General features: G+C 38.3%; 17 protein-coding genes, 8 tRNA genes and 2 rRNA genes (1 of these 27 only partly in view). 25 read left to right on the top strand and 2 right to left on the bottom strand.

From position 1 onward, the window contains the following. From TMATH_RS09525 to trxB, 18 genes are all read left to right on the top strand, one after another. Positions 1 to 2,480, top strand: a 23S ribosomal RNA gene (locus tag TMATH_RS09525) (it extends 492 nt beyond the left edge of the window). Positions 2,481 to 2,512: 32 nt separating this feature from the next. Continuing rightward, positions 2,513 to 2,621 (top strand): 5S ribosomal RNA (rrf, locus tag TMATH_RS09520). Between the two features lie 9 nt (positions 2,622 to 2,630). Next, a tRNA-Asn gene (locus TMATH_RS09515) sits at positions 2,631 to 2,705 on the top strand. 6 nt (positions 2,706 to 2,711) lie between these two features. Next, positions 2,712 to 2,786: transfer RNA gene (locus TMATH_RS09510), tRNA-Glu, on the top strand. A gap of 9 nt (positions 2,787 to 2,795) precedes the next feature. Continuing rightward, a tRNA-Ile gene (locus TMATH_RS09505) sits at positions 2,796 to 2,871 on the top strand. 22 nt (positions 2,872 to 2,893) lie between these two features. Next, positions 2,894 to 2,970, top strand: a tRNA-Asp gene (locus tag TMATH_RS09500). 13 nt (positions 2,971 to 2,983) lie between these two features. Then, positions 2,984 to 3,059: transfer RNA gene (locus TMATH_RS09495), tRNA-Phe, on the top strand. Between the two features lie 28 nt (positions 3,060 to 3,087). Continuing rightward, positions 3,088 to 3,162, top strand: a tRNA-Thr gene (locus tag TMATH_RS09490). Between the two features lie 280 nt (positions 3,163 to 3,442). Next, a tRNA-Tyr gene (locus TMATH_RS09485) sits at positions 3,443 to 3,528 on the top strand. 3 nt (positions 3,529 to 3,531) lie between these two features. Beyond that, positions 3,532 to 3,607: transfer RNA gene (locus TMATH_RS09480), tRNA-Lys, on the top strand. 232 nt (positions 3,608 to 3,839) lie between these two features. Further along, positions 3,840 to 4,352 carry a DUF8052 family protein gene (locus TMATH_RS09475; RefSeq protein WP_013150791.1) on the top strand — a complete coding sequence of 171 codons (513 nt, stop codon included), beginning with the start codon at positions 3,840 to 3,842 and terminating at the stop codon, positions 4,350 to 4,352. 18 nt (positions 4,353 to 4,370) lie between these two features. Continuing rightward, positions 4,371 to 6,011 carry a carbon starvation CstA family protein gene (locus TMATH_RS09470; protein ID WP_013150790.1) on the top strand — a complete coding sequence of 547 codons (1,641 nt, stop codon included), beginning with the start codon at positions 4,371 to 4,373 and terminating at the stop codon, positions 6,009 to 6,011. 410 nt (positions 6,012 to 6,421) lie between these two features. Continuing rightward, positions 6,422 to 7,084: a transporter associated domain-containing protein gene (locus TMATH_RS09465; protein WP_013150789.1), complete on the top strand. Its 663-nt coding sequence runs from the start codon at positions 6,422 to 6,424 to the stop codon at positions 7,082 to 7,084. A gap of 89 nt (positions 7,085 to 7,173) precedes the next feature. Then, positions 7,174 to 8,694, top strand: a complete 1,521-nt coding sequence (locus TMATH_RS09460; RefSeq protein WP_013150788.1) for an FAD-dependent thymidylate synthase — start codon at positions 7,174 to 7,176, stop codon at positions 8,692 to 8,694. A 17-nt stretch (positions 8,695 to 8,711) separates the two neighbouring features. After that, positions 8,712 to 9,026, top strand: a complete 315-nt coding sequence (locus TMATH_RS09455; RefSeq protein ID WP_012995876.1) for a MazG-like family protein — start codon at positions 8,712 to 8,714, stop codon at positions 9,024 to 9,026. Between the two features lie 78 nt (positions 9,027 to 9,104). Beyond that, positions 9,105 to 9,287 carry a spore coat protein gene (locus TMATH_RS09450; RefSeq protein ID WP_012995875.1) on the top strand — a complete coding sequence of 61 codons (183 nt, stop codon included), beginning with the start codon at positions 9,105 to 9,107 and terminating at the stop codon, positions 9,285 to 9,287. 15 nt (positions 9,288 to 9,302) lie between these two features. Beyond that, positions 9,303 to 9,578, top strand: coding sequence for a spore coat protein (locus tag TMATH_RS09445; RefSeq protein WP_012995874.1), 276 nt, complete (start codon positions 9,303 to 9,305; stop codon positions 9,576 to 9,578). A gap of 94 nt (positions 9,579 to 9,672) precedes the next feature. Next, positions 9,673 to 10,587 carry a thioredoxin-disulfide reductase gene (gene trxB / locus TMATH_RS09440; protein ID WP_012995873.1) on the top strand — a complete coding sequence of 305 codons (915 nt, stop codon included), beginning with the start codon at positions 9,673 to 9,675 and terminating at the stop codon, positions 10,585 to 10,587. A 16-nt stretch (positions 10,588 to 10,603) separates the two neighbouring features. Here trxB and TMATH_RS09435 read toward each other — a convergent pair whose 3' ends face one another. After that, a complete protein-coding gene (locus TMATH_RS09435) occupies positions 10,604 to 11,605 on the bottom strand; it encodes a LysM peptidoglycan-binding domain-containing protein (RefSeq protein ID WP_013150787.1) in 1,002 nt (333 codons plus the stop codon). 106 nt (positions 11,606 to 11,711) lie between these two features. On the opposite strand from TMATH_RS09435, the gene cwlD reads away from it, so the two are divergent. The 4 genes from cwlD (at position 11,712) to TMATH_RS09415 (ending at position 14,031) form a co-directional block, all read left to right on the top strand. After that, complete coding sequence (cwlD, locus tag TMATH_RS09430; RefSeq protein WP_013150786.1) at positions 11,712 to 12,392, top strand: N-acetylmuramoyl-L-alanine amidase CwlD; 681 nt, start codon at positions 11,712 to 11,714, stop codon at positions 12,390 to 12,392. A gap of 68 nt (positions 12,393 to 12,460) precedes the next feature. Further along, complete coding sequence (gene ppaX, locus TMATH_RS09425) at positions 12,461 to 13,108, top strand: pyrophosphatase PpaX (RefSeq protein WP_232192559.1); 648 nt, start codon at positions 12,461 to 12,463, stop codon at positions 13,106 to 13,108. 246 nt (positions 13,109 to 13,354) lie between these two features. Further along, positions 13,355 to 13,558 (top strand): hypothetical protein, encoded by a 204-nt coding sequence (locus tag TMATH_RS11725; protein ID WP_028992435.1) that lies wholly within the window; start codon positions 13,355 to 13,357, stop codon positions 13,556 to 13,558. A 59-nt stretch (positions 13,559 to 13,617) separates the two neighbouring features. Continuing rightward, complete coding sequence (locus TMATH_RS09415) at positions 13,618 to 14,031, top strand: universal stress protein (RefSeq protein ID WP_013150784.1); 414 nt, start codon at positions 13,618 to 13,620, stop codon at positions 14,029 to 14,031. 9 nt (positions 14,032 to 14,040) lie between these two features. On the opposite strand, the gene TMATH_RS09410 is transcribed toward TMATH_RS09415, so the two are convergent. Next, positions 14,041 to 14,700, bottom strand: coding sequence for a BON domain-containing protein (locus TMATH_RS09410; RefSeq protein WP_013150783.1), 660 nt, complete (start codon positions 14,698 to 14,700; stop codon positions 14,041 to 14,043). A 141-nt stretch (positions 14,701 to 14,841) separates the two neighbouring features. Here TMATH_RS09410 and cdaA point away from each other — a divergent pair, with 141 nt between their 5' ends. The 3 genes from cdaA (at position 14,842) to buk (ending at position 18,120) form a co-directional block, all read left to right on the top strand. Next, positions 14,842 to 15,675, top strand: a complete 834-nt coding sequence (gene cdaA, locus TMATH_RS09405) for a diadenylate cyclase CdaA (RefSeq protein WP_012995868.1) — start codon at positions 14,842 to 14,844, stop codon at positions 15,673 to 15,675. Then, positions 15,665 to 16,855 (top strand): CdaR family protein, encoded by a 1,191-nt coding sequence (locus TMATH_RS09400; RefSeq protein WP_013150782.1) that lies wholly within the window; start codon positions 15,665 to 15,667, stop codon positions 16,853 to 16,855. Before cdaA ends, TMATH_RS09400 begins: the two co-directional genes overlap by 11 nt. Before the next feature lie 200 nt (positions 16,856 to 17,055). After that, the gene (buk, locus tag TMATH_RS09395; protein ID WP_198002305.1) at positions 17,056 to 18,120 is read left to right on the top strand and encodes a butyrate kinase; all 1,065 of its coding nucleotides are present in this window, start codon (positions 17,056 to 17,058) and stop codon (positions 18,118 to 18,120) included. Positions 18,121 to 18,128: the final 8 nt, after the last annotated feature.

Raw genomic sequence — 18,128 nt, 5'->3', positions numbered from 1 at the left:
GACCACCTCCCAAGGCTAAATACTACCTGGTGACCGATAGCGGATAGTACCGTGAGGGAAAGGTGAAAAGGACCCCGGGAGGGGAGTGAAAGAGAACCTGAAACCGTACGCTTACAAGCAGTCAGAGCCTAGCGTAAGCTAGGTGATGGCGTACTTTTTGTAGAACGGGCCGGCGAGTTACGGTAGCAAGCGAGGTTAAGGGATTAAGGCCTGGAGCCGAAGCGAAAGCGAGTCCGAAGAGGGCGTAAGTTTGCTGCCGTAGACCCGAAACCGTGCGAGCTACCCATGGCCAGGGTGAAGCCGGAGTAAGATCTGGTGGAGGCCCGAACCACGTTGGCGTTGAAAAGCCATGGGATGAGCTGTGGGTAGGGGTGAAATGCCAAGCGAGCACGGAGATAGCTGGTTCTCCCCGAAATAGCTTTAGGGCTAGCCTCAGGGAAGAGGCCTATGGAGGTAGAGCACTGAATGGGCTAGGGGCCAAGGAGGTTACCGAACCCTATCAAACTCCGAATGCCATAGGCGGGAACCTGGGAGTCAGACCACGGGTGATAAGATTCGTGGTCGAGAGGGGAACAGCCCAGACCTCCAGCTAAGGTCCCGAAGGGCATGTTAAGTGGGGAAGGAAGTGGGACTTCGGAGACAACCAGGATGTTGGCTTAGAAGCAGCCATACATTTAAAGAGTGCGTAACAGCTCACTGGTCGAGAGGTCCTGCGCCGAAAATGAACGGGGCTAAAACATGCCACCGAAGCTGGGGCTACCGCGTAAGGCGGTGGGGTAGGGGAGCGTACTGTACGGGGAGAAGGCCGAGTGTAAGCGAGGCTGGACTGTACAGTAGAGAGAATGCCGGCATGAGTAACGAGAGTAAGGTGAGAAACCTTACCGCCGGAAGCCTAAGGGTTCCTGGGGGAGGGTAATCCGCCCAGGGTAAGCCGGGACCTAAGCCGAGGCGAGAGCGTAGGCGATGGAGAAGGGGTAGAGAATCCCCTGCCACCGAGCAGGAAGCGAAGGGGTGACGCAGGAGGGTAGGCTGAGCGCGCGGTTGGTAGAGCGCGTCCAAGCCAGTAGGGTGCAGGATAGGCAAATCCGTCCTGCGTATGGCCTGAGAGGCGAAGGGGAGGGAAAGAGAGTACCGAAGCAGCCGAGCCCAGACTGCCGAGAAAAGCCTCTAAGCGGTAAACTGCTTGGTGCCCGTACCGGAAACCGACACAGGTAGGCGAGGAGAGTATCCACAGGCGAGCGGGGGAACCCTCATTAAGGAACTCGGCAAAATGGCCCCGTAACTTAGGGAGAAGGGGTACCCATTGGGGTATAGGCCGAGCGCTGAAAGCCCTGATGGGTCGCAGAGGAGAGGCCCAAGCGACTGTTTACCAAAAACACAGGTCTCTGCTAAGTCGGAAGACGAAGTATAGGGGCTGACGCCTGCCCGGTGCTGGAAGGTTAAGGGGAGGGGTTAAAGCTCTGAACCGAAGCCCCAGTGAACGGCGGCCGTAACTATAACGGTCCTAAGGTAGCGAAATTCCTTGTCGGGTAAGTTCCGACCCGCACGAAAGGCGTAACGACTTGGGCGCTGTCTTGATGAGGGGCCCGGTGAAATTGTAGTACTCGTGAAGATGCGAGTTACCCGCGATTGGACAGAAAGACCCCGTGGAGCTTTACTGCAGCCTGTCACTGGATGCTGGTAGTTTCTGTACAGGATAGGTGGGAGACGTAGAAGGTAGGGCGCGAGCCTTACTGGAGTCGGCGGTGGGATACCACCCTGGGACTACTGGGATTCTAACCTATAGCCGAGGAGCCGGCGTAGGGACAATGGCAGGTGGGCAGTTTGACTGGGGCGGTCGCCTCCTAAAGGGTAACGGAGGCGCCCAAAGGTTACCTCAGCGCGGACGGGAATCGCGCGGGAGAGTGCAAAGGCAGAAGGTAGCCTGACTGTGAGAGGGACACCTCGAGCAGGGACGAAAGTCGGGCTTAGTGATCCGGCGGCAGTGAGTGGGGACGCCGTCGCTCAACGGATAAAAGCTACCCCGGGGATAACAGGCTGATCTCCCCCAAGAGTCCACATCGACGGGGAGGTTTGGCACCTCGATGTCGGCTCATCGCATCCTGGGGCTGAAGTAGGTCCCAAGGGTTGGGCTGTTCGCCCATTAAAGCGGTACGTGAGCTGGGTTCAGAACGTCGTGAGACAGTTCGGTCCCTATCCGTCGCGGGCGTAGGAAACTTGAGAGGGACTGCCCCTAGTACGAGAGGACCGGGGTGGACGAACCGATGGTGTACCAGTTGTTCCGCCAGGGGCACAGCTGGGTAGCCAAGTTCGGAAGGGATAAGCGCTGAAAGCATCTAAGCGCGAAGCCCGCCTCAAGACAAGGTTTCCCACCCGTAAGGGGGTAAGACACCTCGAAGACGACGAGGTAGATAGGCCGGGGGTGTAAGAGTGGTAACACTCTTAGCTGACCGGTACTAATCAGTCGAGGACTTGACCATAAGGCTTTGTGCAGTTTTGAGGGTCTAGGATTTCCGGTGGCGATAGCGGAGGGGAAACACCCGTTCCCATTCCGAACACGGAAGTTAAGCCCTCCAGCGCCGATGGTACTGCTTTCGCGGGAGAGTAGGTCGCTGCCGGAATTAAAATATTCCTCAGTAGCTCAATGGTAGAGCAACCGGCTGTTAACCGGTAGGTTGTAGGTTCGAGTCCTACCTGAGGAGCCAATTTCCGGCCCCGTGGTCAAGTGGTTAAGACACCGCCCTTTCACGGCGGCAACATGGGTTCGAATCCCGTCGGGGTCACCAAGTGAATATGGGCCTTTAGCTCAGCTGGCAGAGCGGTCGGCTCATAACCGATTGGTCCGGGGTTCAAATCCCTGAAGGCCCACCATTTAAAAATTAAATAGTAGTGCGGCCCAATAGCTCAGTTGGTTAGAGCGCCAGCCTGTCACGCTGGAGGTCGAGGGTTCAAGTCCCTTTTGGGTCGCCATTTATAGTAGTATGCCTCGATAGCTCAGTTGGTAGAGCAAGGGACTGAAAATCCCTGTGTCAGTGGTTCGATTCCACTTCGAGGCACCATAATTTTTTTTAAGGTTTTTTAATTATTGCTGGCATAGCTCAGTGGTAGAGCAGTTGATTCGTAATCAACAGGTCGTGGGTTCGAATCCCACTGCCAGCTCCAGCTCATAAATTAGATACTGTAAAAGGGGAGTGAGTCTGAATCAATCAGCCGTCATAACGGCTTTACACAGCTGATTGAACAAAAAATGTGAGTGAGACCAGTCAGAAAAGGACAAGCAGGGGCAGCTGGATGCTAAAATTTTACATAGAAATTATTTACATATTTTTGCATTAAAATAATTGCATAAAAGCCCTTTACAAATAGGGGCCTATATGATAAAATAAGGTACGTGGCTTTTATTAAAACTTTTAAGACGAAATTTTTATTATATTAAAAATGTGGAGGGATACCCAAGTGGCCAAAGGGGGCAGACTGTAAATCTGTTGGCTGACGCCTTCGATGGTTCGAATCCATCTCCCTCCACCATATGACCCATTAGCTCAGGAGGTAGAGCACCTGCCTTTTAAGCAGGGTGTCCCGCGTTCGAGTCGCGGATGGGTCACCAGCCATAAAAAAACGGTTATCTTTTGAGATAGCTGTTTTTTTTTATTATTTGCAAAATTTTTGGCTCAATAGGAATATCTGCTATAATGATAACGTAACCATATAGTAAAGGTAAAGTAGTGATTTTACTATGGCGATGATAGGTTAAGACGAATTTTTTTTCTAAATAATGAAGGAATTTCTATAATTATGTAGAATATATACATAGGAGTAATCTTCTGGGGTGTTCATAAATGGATAAAGAAGAATATTTAAATTTATTAGAAAAGAAACATAACGTTTACTATAATGTATACAGGGACTATAAATTAAGCGGTAAATTTCTGGATCTATATGCAGAGTTTCATATGAGGAATGAAAGATATTTTTTGATGGGTGTGCTGGATGCATACGAGACTCATGAATACAGGTTTGTAAAATATTATAAAAATTTGAAGATTAAGGATGCAGCAGAGTTTGGTGCATGGTTGCAAGAGCAGGTTGAAATTCTCGTTAAACCTCATTCGGAGCATATGTGTACTATATTAACCGGAGTAATGGTAACTGATAGAAGTATCGACCGGGTTGTAGAAAGATTTATTAAAAATTACAGGTATATAAGATACTTCACATTTGGAGTAAAAGGGTGGGGAGAAATAAAACTTCTAGGCGTTGATATTGCTTCCAATAGGGTGGTGGCAAACAGGAAGGGAAGAGAGGTGATAAGGGATTTTATTATTTCTACGCCAAAGCCCAATTATAAATAAAAAGGAGGTAACATATAAATGAGTGCGATAATTTTACTGGTAAGTGCTATTATTCTTTTTATAGTTGCTTATATTTTTTACGGCGGCTGGCTTGCAAAACAGTGGGGTTTGAAGCCAGACAATAATACTCCTGCACACACTATGTATGATGGTGTGGACTATGTTCCTGCAAAGGCACCTATCCTTTTGGGGCATCACTTTGCATCTATAGCCGGTGCTGGTCCTATAAACGGACCTATACAAGCTGCTATATTTGGATGGGTGCCAGCAACTCTCTGGATTCTTTTAGGCGGCATATTTATAGGTGGAGTCCATGATTTTGGTTCACTTCTTGCATCATTAAGGCATAAAAGCAAATCCATAGGTGATATTATACAAGCAAATGTTGGCTTGACAGCAAAAAGATTGTTTCTTTTGTTTTCGTGGTCGACACTGGTACTTATAGTTGCAGCCTTTACTAACATAGTAGCTGATACTTTTGTTGCTACACCACAGGCAGCCACTGCTTCACTGCTTTTTATACCATTGGCTGTTATATTTGGATTTACTGTATACAGAAGGAATGCACCACTTAGCTTGAGCACTGCGTTGGGTGTGGCGGTTTTGGCATTATGTATATGGATAGGGTATGTAGCTCCGTTTTCATTATCTAAAACTACATGGATAATTATCCTTGCTGTCTATATAGTGGCTGCATCAGTTATGCCTGTATGGATACTCCTGCAGCCAAGGGATTACTTAAATTCTTTCCTTCTCTATGGAATGATGATTGGTGGTGCTGTTGGTATACTTCTTTATAACCCAAAGATTCAACTTCCAGCGTTTACAAGTTTAAAGGTTGGTACAGAGTATCTATTTCCGATACTATTTATTACCATAGCATGTGGTGCTATATCCGGTTTCCACTCATTGGTGGCTTCTGGTACCACAGCAAAACAGTTGAATAAAGAAGGAGATGCTAAGTTAATAGGTTATGGTTCTATGCTTATAGAGAGCACATTAGCTATAATTTCTATAATTACCGCAGCGTATCTTACTCAAGATAAGTTTGCAGAGCTTATTAAATTCGGCCCGACCAATGTATTTGCTGAGGGCTTAGGTACTTTTATGGCCAGTTTTGGCATAAATCAGGTTGTTGGAAAGACCTTTGCTGCCCTCGCAGTTTCTGCATTTGCCATGACCACGCTAGATACAGCTACAAGGCTCGCTAGGTTTGCTTTCCAGGAGTTTTTTGAAAATATAACGGAAGCTGGAGAGGTAGTAGCATCTTCTAATCCTGTGGCGAAATTCTTTAGTAACAGGTATGTGGCGTCTGTAATCACTGTGATTATTTCTATTGTACTTGCATTTACAAGCTGGAAGGCCATATGGCCTATATTTGGTGCGGCTAACCAGCTCCTTGCAGCGGTAGCATTACTGGCAGTAGCTGCATGGCTTGCTAATGCAGGTAGAAACAATAAAATGCTCATTATTCCTATGATATTTATGTTTATAGTTACTTTAACAGCGCTTGTATTTTTGGTTCGCTCTAATATTGCTTCTGGTAATTATATACTGGTGTTATTTGCTGTTTTGCTGTTTGTCTTGGCTATATTATTAATACTTCAAACATATGGAGTACTTACAGGAAAAAACAGAAAAGAGGGAGTAGCAAGATAAATAAAAATTCGACAGAAGGTAGAAATTCTTTTAAAAATATGATAGCAAACTTGATTGAATACTTAGTAGCTTATATACAGAATTATATGGATACCATTTAATTAATCTTTGAGTAACTGAAGATAGGTGCTATTTTTCCGCCCTTTGTTCCTTTAATTAAGATAGGATTGGGGCGGATATTTTTTGGTACAAGGCTTTTGAAAAGTTACAGTATACGATTAAAAAACCTACGTAAAAAGAAAGGTAAATACTCGATTGAATAATCAAAAATAATTTAATATAATGATATTATCCTTATTGTCTTTTTAAAATCAACATTAGATTTCTTAGCATTTCTAATTACGTTAATTGGGGCTAACATAATTGCTTAAGACTTTATTGAGTTTGAAAAATGAGGAGGCTAAAGCCTTATGTTAAAATTTTGGAACAAATTTTGGTGGCGATTGCCCACAAACTTCACAAAAGTAGTGTCTTTATTGGAAGCACTGCTGGCTTTATTTTTGGTTAGCGGGGTTGCAATTAGCTTTTTGGACCTTGTAGGATATTTAAAAATTATTATAAGTCATCCGCCTTCTCAAACTTATGAGATAATGAGGAGTTTTTTAGGTCATATACTCTTATTGGTAATCGGTCTTGAGTTGGTTGTGATGTTGGTCATGCACACTCCTTCAAGCTTGGTGGAAGTTCTTCTTTATGCTATAGCGCGAAAGATTATTATGGAGGCGAAAACCACCCTTGACGTGTTGATAGGTGTTGTGGCTTTAGGAGTGCTATTTTTACTTATCAAAACATATACTCCAGAAAAACTTTATGCAGAAAAAGGTGTTATAGTAAGTTCGAGTATGCCAATATGGGAAGTAAATGAGATAGCAAATGTAAATATTCCCGAAAATATGTCAGATACTATAGGAGAACTTGTATCACTTTTGGCAAACAGAGAAGGAAAAAACATAGCTATTGACCAAGTGTTTAGGATAAATGATGCAGAAATATCGATTTATTCTATGGAAGGTAAACTAGTAAGATCAGTTTTTGTCAAAAAAAACGAAAAAGCTAATGAGGGGCATTGCTGATTATGAGTTTTAGGGGAAACCGGTTTCAAAAAAGGTTTTATGGTATAATAGTATAAAATGCAAAAAGTGAATTGAAGGGAGTTCTTGACATGAAAATGAGAAAATTAACTCCTGAAGAGGAGAGGCTTTTAGAAAAGTTTGTGACAGATGTATATGGGCCTGTATATTTCATACATTCATTGCCGGAGTTTATCATTCCACCTATAAATTCGAAGGTAAGTAGAAGAGACACCAGTTGGAGGCTTAATATACTTGAGTCTTTGACAGATGGAGATTTAAACATAACTGACTACATACCCAAACACAATATACCTTTGGAAAAAGCAATACAAAAGGCGAAAGAATTTCACGAGAAGTGGGTGGAAAGGTTTGGACATTCTTCTATTGCTGAGCAGCATTTAATGCACCTGTGTGTGGAAGATGTTTCAAGGCTTTTGTCAGGGGATATTGAGCTTATGAACAGAAGACCTGCTTTTATAGAGTGGAGCCAAAGGTATCAAAAGCCTACAAGAGACAAAGTAGTGATACCACAAGAATTAGAAGAAAAGCCCGATTTGAAAGAGAAATTTTTAAAAGTTTGGAATACCTCCTATGATGCCTATGAAAGACTTGTAGAAATTTTGACGAAATATTTAGCTAGGGCAGAAGAGAAAAAAGAGGGGGAAAGTGAAGAAAGGTTTTACAATAGGATTAGTAAAATTGCATTTGAAGATGCGAGATATGCCCTTCTTTTAGCTACTAAGACAAGTTTTGCAGTAGCTTTAAATGCTTTAGATTTACAGGATATAGTGAGAAAGCTTTTCGCGCATCCTACTAAAGAGGCGAAGTTATTAGCCGAAAGAATAGTAGAACAAGGGGAAAAAATTGCACCGAGCATGTTACGGCATACAACTCCTACTGTTTATCAATTAAAAGTTCATGAGAGACTAAAAAATTTAGCAACTGTTGTAAAAGAAGATGAATCATCAAATTCAGATGAGGATGTCATTTTAATAGACTATACAGGGAAAGATAGCGAAGATTCTCCTGTAGACATTGTAATTATGCATATTTTGTTTACATATTCAGGTAAAAGTTTTGAAGCAGTGAAAAAAACAGTAAAGAATATGTCCGAAGAGGAAAAAAGAAAAATCCTGCAGCAGGCAGTCGAAGATATAGGGGAATTTGACCATTTAATAGAGGCATTTAAATCGGTCAGATTTAAATTTCAACTGAAGATAAGTGAAGCTAATTGGCATCAGCTTTTACGGCATAGAACTATTGTCTTTGATTACAGCGAACCGACAATTGAAAATGGTTTTGTTATTCCACCCAATATCGAAAAAGCTAATGCTTCCGAAATTTTAATAAGAGCGATAAAAGCTTCAGAGGAATTATTTATAGAATTAAAAGAAAAATTACCTGAAGTAAGTCCTTACTTAGTTACAAATGCACACAAACGGTTGGTTCTTATGAATGCGGATTTATGGGCTTTTGATCATTTTGCAAATTTGAGATGCACTAATGAAGCTCAGTGGGATATACGGAATGTTTCTTTTAAGATGCTTGATATGATTAAAAATGTAGCGCCCCAATTGACAACCTTTATGGCAAGGCGAAAAAAAGCTTAAAAGGTGGAGATGAAATCATGAAAACCTGTTTTAAAGAAATAAGTTTGCCAAAGCTTAATAATTTGACACCCTCACTGGAATCTACTGCCCTTAAATTAATGGAAGAAGCAGGGGAATTGGCACAAGCTATAGGAAAATTTAGAGGTTTAAACGGAGAAAATGTCACTTTAAGCGAAAAAGAGATAATGGGAAAAATTTCAGAGGAGCTTTTAGATGTTGCTCAAGTAGCAGTTTCAATGATGTTTGTATTGGAGGAAAAGTATAATATAAATATTGAAGAAAAACTTAAAGAACATATCGAAAAATTAAAAAGGAAAGGGTATATAAAATAAAAAATATGCAGAAAAACTCTGCATATTTTTTATTTTTGTGCGCATATTAAAAATGAAATCTAAGAAGGGAGGATAAATATGCAACTTTCAAACAAGGAGTTACTTTATTTGGATGATATTTTATCATTACAGCAAAACATGACAAAAACCTTAAACGATTATGCTACGAGATGTCAAGACCCACAACTTAAAGCTTTATGCCAAAATCTTGCTAATAGATGTCAAAACAATTTCAATTCTTTGCTAAAACATTTAAGTTAGGAGGAGTGTAAAAATATGTATGGAAATACGCAAATTAGTGACAAGGATATTATGATGAATGTACTGGGCTGTTACAAATTGGCAATAGATATGTTCAGCCATGCAGCAGTTGAGTCTGCAAATGAAAGCATAAGAAGAGAATATATCAATCTTTTAAATTCTACCTTAGAAGATCAAAGGACAGTTTGGAATGCTATAAATCAAAGAGGATGGTATCCTGTCAAGCCGGCTCCACCTCAGGATATACAAGAGGCAAGAAATAAATTTAGACAGCCAGTTGGGATGATGTAAATATAAAAAGTTTGTGGTATAATAATGGAAGTAGTGTTTTTACTGCTTCCATTATTATATTTTACTTTATTTTCAAGGGAGGAGTGATTTTATTATGTACGATCTAATTATTTTAGGAGGAGGTCCTGCGGGACTTACTGCTGGATTGTATGCTGCAAGATCAAGGCTTAAAACGGTGCTTATTGAAAAAACTTATCTGGGAGGGCAAATAGTAAATACTTATCAGTTAGAAAATTACCCGGGTTATGAAGAGATAAGTGGTGCTGACCTTGTTGCCAAGATGGAGGCACAGGTAAGAAAGCACGGTCTTGAGATTGTTAATGAAGATGTTGAGAGTCTAGATATTACAGGAGATGTAAAGAAAGTTAAGACTTCTAATAAAACTTATGAAGCAAAAGCTATTATTTTAGCGATGGGTGCTACACCTAAAAAGTTAGGTGTTCCAAATGAGGATAGATTTATAGGGGCTGGTATTTCCTTCTGTGCTACCTGTGATGGAGCTTTTTACAGAGATGCTACAGTAGCAGTTATAGGGGGAGGAAATACAGCAGTAGAGGATGCATTATACCTTACTAAATTTGCGAAAAAAGTCTATATAATTCATAGAAGAAATGAACTTAGAGCTACAAAGATTGAACAGGAAAAAGCCTTCGCGAATGAAAAAATTGAGTTTATTTGGGATACTATAGTAGTCGATGTAGAAGGAGAGTATGGAGTAGAAAGACTCAAACTTAAAAATGTTAAAACAGGTGAAGAAAGCACACTAAATGTAGATGGTGTCTTTGTAGCTATTGGATATGCTCCCAATACAGAATTGGTGAAAGGCATAGTAGACCTTGATAATTATGGATATATTATGACAGATGATGATATGAGAACCAATATACCTGGAGTTTTTGCAGCGGGAGACATAAGACACAAATCTTTAAGACAAGTTATAACGGCTGCTGGAGATGGCGCAACAGCGGCTTATGTAGCAGAAAAATACATAGACAGTTTAAAAAAATAGTCAGGATTTTTCCTGACTATTTTTCACTTTCTTCTTCATTTTCTTGCTTTTCTTCTTGTTCTTCATTTATTTCTTGTACTTCTTGGTTATAAGTTATTTCCTGTGAAGATGTAGGAATTATAATTCTTTGACCAGGATAAATCAAGTTAGGGTCTTTAATATCTGGATTTGCTTTTAATATAGCTTCTACTGTTGTGTTGAAAGTTTTTGCTATATTCCACAAAGTATCACCTGGTTTTATTATATAAACTTTTCCTGACAGTGTAGGGGTAGTAATAGGAGGAGTTCCAAACAAGAGGGCATTCCATGTTACATTATCGACAATTCCTGTTACTGAAAGCCCTCTGCTTTGCTGATATGCTTTTACGGCTTCTTCTGTTTTTCTTCCAAAGATACCATCAATAGGACCAGGGTCAAAGTACAAAGATTTTAGTCTTGCTTGCAAGCTTACTACAAAGGGGCTTCTATCTCCAATCTTTAGTGTGGGATATTCAATGGGTGGCGATGTGGAACAAGGAATTATCAATGTTTGCCCAGCGTATATCATATTTGGATTTAACAGATAGTTTGCTTTAATTAGCTCATCCAAAGATACGCCAAATTTTTGAGCTATAGTCCATAAAGTATCTCCTGGTTGTACAGTGTAATAGGTTGGACAAGGCTTTTGTAGGGGTGGTTGTGGAAACAGTGATGGTTGAGGTACTACTATTTTAACTCCAGGGATGAATAGTTTTTGACCCGGATAAATGGTATAAGGGTATGTTAGATTATTTATATAAATGATAGCTTCGTAAGGAACATTAAATTTTTGAGCAATAAGATATAGAGTATCTCCAGGTTGGACAGTATAATAACTTCCTTGTACTGGAATGATAAGCCTTTGTCCGGGATATATTAAAGATGGATTTATAATGTTGTTTCTTGTGATTATAGCGTCAACTGATGTGTTAAATTTTTTAGCAATTGAAAATAGTGTGTCTCCTGGTTGTACTACGTATGTGAATTCTAAGGTGACCATATTTTTCCCCCCCTTTCTCTAATCATAATATGTGAGTTTTATTATTAAGTGACATATAAACTTTTTTAGATGAATAATTTTTACTAAAAGATAAGGGGATGGGAATATGGTATTTAAGAGATGGATGATGTTTTTACTAATTGTAAGTTTAATAGTAGGGTTATATAGTTTTAAAAAAGGATATTATATAGCTGCTTTTAAAACTGTTCCAATAATGAACAAAGTTATTGTTATAGATGCAGGCCATGGGGGACATGACCCTGGGAAACCAGGAGAATATGGTAAAGATGAAGATGAGTTAAACCTTGAGATTGCTCAAAAGTTGAGGGAACTTATTGAAGAAAGTGGTGGTATTGTAGTGATGACAAGGGAAGACGACACTTTATTAGATAGTTCTCTTTCAAAGGATTTAAAAAACAGAGTGGTAAAAGCAAATGAAGTAGCAGCAGACGTTTTAATTAGTATTCATTTAAATAGCTTTAGTCAATCTAAATACAAAGGGGCACAGGTGTTTTATCAAAACAATTCTGAAAAAGGTAAACTATTAGCAGAACTTATTCAACAAGAGCTTAGAAATACGTTAGATCCTAATAACGACAGGATGGCTAAAAGTTCTAATAGTTATTATCTTTTACGAAACGCCAAAATGCCAGCAGTTATTGTGGAATGTGGTTTTATGACAAATCCTGAAGAAGAAAAACTTTTGAATGACGAAAATTATCAACATAAAATTGCTTGGGCAATATATAAAGGTTTAATACATTATTTTCAAAAAGTTTCAGAATAGCAAAATTTTTCACTTCATATGTTGTTCTGAAGTGATTTTTTTGTATACTAAAAATGAGAGAAGAAGTCATGAAGGGAGATAATATGGGGATAAGAACAGTACTTTTTGATTTAGATGGAACAATTATCGATACTAATGAGCTTATCATAGAATCTTTTAAATATACAATACAAAAGCACTTAGGGTATATTATACAACCAGAAGAGGTTACTCCTTACTTTGGAGAACCCCTTCAAATAACTTTAAAGAGATTTAGTCAAGATAAATGGGAATTAATGGTCGATACTTATAGACGGTATAATGAATTCAATCATGATAAATATACTAGAATAAGACAAGATGTGAAAGCAGCTCTTGAACTCATGTATAAAAATGGTATAAAAATGGGTATAGTTACATCTAAAAGGAGAGAATTGGCTGTAAGGGGATTAAAGCTTTTTGACTTGGAAAAGTATTTTAAGGTAATTGTAGCGTTAGAAGACACTGAAAGACACAAGCCGCATCCGGATCCAATTGTAAAAGCTTTGGAAGTGTTAAATGCTAATAAGGAAGAAACTTTAATGGTGGGAGACAGTCCTTATGACATCTTATGTGCATCTAATGCTGGTGTAAAAAGTGTGGCTGTTAAATGGACAATCTTGCCCTTTAATCTATTAGAAGAAGCAAAACCGGATTATGTCATAAATGATATGCGGGAAATTCTAAAAATAATTTGAATATACGGTGGATTAAAAATGAATAATGTTAATATAGAAAAAATTATAGAGAATTTTATAAAAAAGTAATAATAGGAAAAAAGTTATTTAACTTGTGGCAATAGCTTTATAGATTTTCATATCTTTTTGGTGGGATCGGAAGAAAAAATTAATAATTGGTAATAAGTTTTTGGTGATATACTATTACAAAAAATTGTAAATTATTTAGCTAAAAAGGGCTTAAAAAAGTCAGATACAGAAACTCCTTTGGAATATCAAACAAAAGTATTGGCAAATGGGTATATAGGTTTTGATAAAGTTACGCAGATATACAATGAAACAGTTTATGGAGGTAGAACACCCACAAGAAGAGGTAGGTTATCTAAAAGAATTTATAAAAGAGTTAAAGAAAAGGAGGCAGTTAAATCTAAAAAGAATATAAGCCTTATTAATAAATTTGACATAGGTTAGAGAACTAACATATAATAATATTTGGAAGGGAAGTATGCACCTGAAAGGGGTTTATTAAAATGATTTTAAGTTACAAGCCTGGTGCGAAGAGCAGAATCATGGTGTGCGTAACCCCACAAAAAAGTTGCCGCAGGCTTGTGGAAAGAGGTGCTGAAAGAGCAAAAGAAACTAATGGTGAATTTTGTGTTGTATACGTTAACAAAAACAACGACATCTCAAATGATTTAAAGCAAAACAGAGTATTGCTGGAGCTCTTTGATTTAGCACAAAAAATGGGTGGCACAGTTTCTATTTTGGTGGGCAAAAAAATTTCAAAAACGCTGGCGGAATTTGCAAAAGAAAACGATATAACTGAGATAATAGTAGGCAAGTCTTTAAGGTCTGCTCTAGATGTTATACTTCACGGAGATGTGATAAATCCTTTAAAGAAGGAAGTAGAAAAAAATAACATAAGAGTAGAAGTCATAGAATGACATATCTTTCTATGACTTCTCTCTGACTTTTATATGGTTTATTACTTTTTTTACTCCATTTACGCTTTGAGCTGCTTCAGTGGCCAATTCTTTTTCTTTTAAATTATCTACATATCCACTTAATGTTACTGTCCCATTGTTTGCTGTAATAACTAAATCAGGCAAACTTAGATCATAACGAGATAACTTTTGCACTACTAAATTTACAAGAGATACATCATCTATTTTATGTTCTTTGTTAAGTTCTAATTTGCTTATTACACTTTTGACACCCATGGCTTGGGCTGCTTGATTTATACTTTCCTTTTCTTGCTGTGCGTTATCAATTTTCCCATATAAAGTTACGATACCGTCAGTGACATCAACCCCTAATTCTCCTATTTCATCATAAAATTTAGAATTTTGAAGATTTCTTAAAACACCATGTTTTATATCTCTGTCTGTTATTTTGCTGTCTATTGCAATTGTGATATTATTTTCTACTTTTTGTACGCCATCCACGCTTTCTGCTATTTTTTGAGCGTGATTTTTTTCGGATAAGTTATCTACTATTCCGTACAAAGTTACACGACCGTTGCTACACCGAACATTTATATCTACCCCGAAAGATGCCATTTCTTTATCTAGTTTTTCTTTTATATTTTTTTCTATAATTTTATCTTTATTCATTTTCATCCTCCTTATTTTTTACTAAAATAATTTTTCCACTTTAATTAAAATTTAATTCAATTTAAATTATTTTTTATTCAAATTTGTTGTATAATTAATATGTACACACAATTTACCACAAAGCCTTGAGGGGTGAATTTTTTGTTTAATGGACTTATAGATATCATAAAAACAATGCAAATTAACGATGTAATAGATATTTTAATAATAGCCTATGTCCTGTATAGATTAATTTTAGTAATACACAAGACACGAGCAGAGCAACTGCTTAAAGGGCTTGTTGTGTTGATTGTAATTACCAAAGTGAGCGAATGGTTACAACTTAGGACTGTCAATTATATATTGCGAAACGCTATGACAGTGGGAGTTATTGCGCTTTTAATTGTTTTTCAGCCGGAGTTAAGGCGGGGATTGGAGACATTAGGTAGAAGTGGTTTCTTAGGGAAAAAATTCTTGTTTTTTAATGAAGATGAAGAAGATATGTCAGAGGTTTTGGGAGAGATATGCGATGCGGTACAATTTTTGTCACGTTCAAAAATAGGGGCTTTAATTGTTTTAGAAAGGGAGACAGGCCTTAATGAACTTGTTGAAACGGGTATAACCATGGATTCTAAAGTTTCTAGCGAGCTTTTAATAAATACCTTTATACCTAATACGCCTTTACACGATGGAGCTGTCATAATTCGAGGAGATAGGATTATGGCAGCAGGTTGTTTTTTGCCTTTAACAGACAACCAAAATCTAAGCAGTGAATTAGGAACACGCCATAGAGCGGGGATAGGCGTTACTGAAATATCCGATGCAGTAGCAATAATTGTTTCTGAGGAAACAGGTACTATTTCTCTTGCGCAAAATGGCAGGCTTTCAAGGCACCTGGATGCGAAAACTTTGAAAGAGGTGTTGTCCAGCATTTTTGAAGTGAAGGAAAACAAGATGCCTGTATGGAAAAAATGGGGGAACAAACATGCTGACTAAAGATTTTACAATAAAATTGCTGTCACTGGTATTGGCTTTTTTACTATGGCTTTATGTAATGGGAGAAGAAAATCCAGAAATTCCTTATGATATAAACAATGTGCCTGTCAAATTGATTAATAGCGATATTTTAGAGAAAAAAGGACTTATTATTTTAGATGAAAAAAATTATACAGTAAATGTAAAAATAAGAGGAAGACGCAGTGATGTTTTAAATATTGCAGCCCAGAATATATCAGCTTTTGCTGATTTAAGCAGAGTAAATTCCAAGGGTACAAATGTTATTCCTGTTACCGTAGAAGGATTACCTAGAAATGTCTCTTTGGTTTCAATAAATCCGCCAGAAATAAAAGTGGAAATAGATAAAATTGAAAAAACGCAAATGCCAGTTGCTATAAAAATAATTGGCAATGTGATGGAAGGCTATGCTATGCAGTCTGCTGTTCCAACGCCTGGAGAGGTATTGGTGATAGGACCAGAAAGCAAAGTTAATCTTATAAAAAATGTTATAGCTGGGGTCAATGTTTCTTATAAGAAAGGAGATATAAAAATCTCTGTTCCAGTGGTTGCTGTTGATAGAGAAGGAAAAGAAGTAAAAGGCGTTACAATTACTCCTAATCTTGTTGAAGTGTATGTTTCCGTAAATAAATCGATACGTGTGCCTGTAGTTCCTAAAATATTTGGCAAACCAATGGAAGGATATATGATATCATTGATAAATGTACTTCCAGAGTACGTGTACATTACTGGTGATGAGATTGTCCTAAATACCATAAAATCCATAAGTACGAAGCAAATTGATATTTCTGGGAAAAATGAACCTGTCACCGAAAGTGTACCTTTTGACTTGCCAGATGGGGTGAAACTTGTTAAAAGTGATATTAATGCAAAAGTGTATGTGGATATACAAAAGATAGCAACCAAAGAGATTGCTATAAGCAATATAGATATAAGAGGAGCAGAAGAGAAAAATGTTGTAATCCAAAATCCGGAACTCGTCGTTACTGTAGCTGGTCCAGAAAGTGTAGTTAATGGAGCGAAAGCTTCCGATTTTAACGCATATATAGACGTAACCAATTTGCCAACAGGTGTTCATTCTTTAGCTGTAAAGGTAAGTACTGATTTGAACTTGCAAATAAAGAAAATTGAGCCTGATAAAATATCAGTTAATATTCAGTAGGCGGGCAATGCCCGCCTATTAATTCACATAAAACTTGTCAATTCCACAAAATATAAAATCCTTATAAAAAAATTTTAATTTAAGAGAAGGATTTTTAGCAAAGGCGTAGAATTAAAATATTGTAAGGCTAAAAAATTTTTAATAACACTCAAAAATTGTAATAGAACTTCATATTATGTATTAAGAAGGGGCAGGTGAACCTGTTGAAAGTTTTAGTTATCAATCCAGGTTCTACTTCTACTAAAGTGGCGCTATATGAAGAAGAAAGGGAAATTGTAAAAACGGAGATTGCTCACGACATTGAAGCGCTTAAAAAATATAAGAGTATCATTGACCAATTTGATTTAAGGTTAAATGCTATAAATGATTGGATAGAGCAAAATAACGTAAACTTGAAAGAAATATCTGCAATTGTGGTAAGAGGAGGACTTGTTAAACCTGTTCAGAGTGGCACTTACCTTGTAAACGATATTATGCTTGAGGATTTAAGAAGGGGAGTTGGAGGAGAACATGCGTCAAATCTCGGTGGACTAATTGGAAGAGCTATAGGTGATAAGTACAATATTCCCGTCTATACATTAGATCCCGTAGCTGTTGATGAAATGGAAGATGTTGCAAGAATTTCTGGCCTCCCTGAGCTTCCAAGAAAAAGCCAATCTCATGCTTTAAACATAAAAGCGTGTGTTCACCGATATGTGAGGGAAAATGGCATTAATGAGAAAGATTTAAATCTTGTCGTTGCTCATATGGGAGGAGGTATTTCAGTAGCGGCGATAAAGGGAGGAAAAATTGTAGATGTAAACAATGCAAATCAAATGGGGCCCTTTTCTCCTGAAAGGACAGGCAGCCTGCCATCGATGAAAGTTGTTGACCTTTGTTATTCTGGTAAATACAGTTTTGATGAGATGAAGAAAAAAGTTGTAGGTATGGGTGGGATGGTAGCACATCTTGGGACAAATGATGTGCGTGAAGTGGAGAGATGCATACAAAATGGTGATAAAAAAGCTAAATTGGTTTTTGAAGCTATGGCTTATCAAATTGCAAAGGAAATTGGCAGAATGGCGGCAGTATTAAAGGGGGATGTGAAATCAATAATTTTAACTGGTGGACTTGCTTATTCTAAACGACTAATAGAGATAATCATTGATATGACCAGCTTTATTGCACCTATAACTCTTTATCCAGGGGGAGATGAAATGGAAGCTTTAAGAGATGGTGCGTTAAGAGTTTTAAGAAATATTGAAAAGCCCAAGATTTATAACTGACGAGGTGT

It is taken from the genome of Thermoanaerobacter mathranii subsp. mathranii str. A3, from assembly GCF_000092965.1.
GTDB lineage: Bacteria > Bacillota > Thermoanaerobacteria > Thermoanaerobacterales > Thermoanaerobacteraceae > Thermoanaerobacter > Thermoanaerobacter thermocopriae.
Note: the sequence above shows the minus strand (reverse complement) of the source record. Positions and strands in the feature narration are given on the sequence as shown.

Bases quoted from the DNA above. Each gene is read 5' to 3' on its own strand.
- TMATH_RS09410 (WP_013150783.1), bottom strand. From the start codon at position 14,700: ATGAATAAAGATAAAATTATAGAAAAAAATATAAAAGAAAAACTAGAT.
- TMATH_RS09455 (WP_012995876.1), top strand. From the start codon at position 8,712: ATGAAAACCTGTTTTAAAGAAATAAGTTTGCCAAAGCTTAATAATTTG.
- trxB (WP_012995873.1), top strand. From the start codon at position 9,673: ATGTACGATCTAATTATTTTAGGAGGAGGTCCTGCGGGACTTACTGCT.
- TMATH_RS09460 (WP_013150788.1), top strand. From the start codon at position 7,174: ATGAAAATGAGAAAATTAACTCCTGAAGAGGAGAGGCTTTTAGAAAAG.
- TMATH_RS09465 (WP_013150789.1), top strand. From the start codon at position 6,422: ATGTTAAAATTTTGGAACAAATTTTGGTGGCGATTGCCCACAAACTTC.
- TMATH_RS09450 (WP_012995875.1), top strand. From the start codon at position 9,105: ATGCAACTTTCAAACAAGGAGTTACTTTATTTGGATGATATTTTATCA.
- TMATH_RS09470 (WP_013150790.1), top strand. From the start codon at position 4,371: ATGAGTGCGATAATTTTACTGGTAAGTGCTATTATTCTTTTTATAGTT.
- TMATH_RS09415 (WP_013150784.1), top strand. From the start codon at position 13,618: ATGATTTTAAGTTACAAGCCTGGTGCGAAGAGCAGAATCATGGTGTGC.
- TMATH_RS09400 (WP_013150782.1), top strand. From the start codon at position 15,665: ATGCTGACTAAAGATTTTACAATAAAATTGCTGTCACTGGTATTGGCT.
- TMATH_RS09445 (WP_012995874.1), top strand. From the start codon at position 9,303: ATGTATGGAAATACGCAAATTAGTGACAAGGATATTATGATGAATGTA.
- TMATH_RS09435 (WP_013150787.1), bottom strand. From the start codon at position 11,605: ATGGTCACCTTAGAATTCACATACGTAGTACAACCAGGAGACACACTA.
- TMATH_RS09475 (WP_013150791.1), top strand. From the start codon at position 3,840: ATGGATAAAGAAGAATATTTAAATTTATTAGAAAAGAAACATAACGTT.
- ppaX (WP_232192559.1), top strand. From the start codon at position 12,461: ATGAAGGGAGATAATATGGGGATAAGAACAGTACTTTTTGATTTAGAT.
- cwlD (WP_013150786.1), top strand. From the start codon at position 11,712: ATGGTATTTAAGAGATGGATGATGTTTTTACTAATTGTAAGTTTAATA.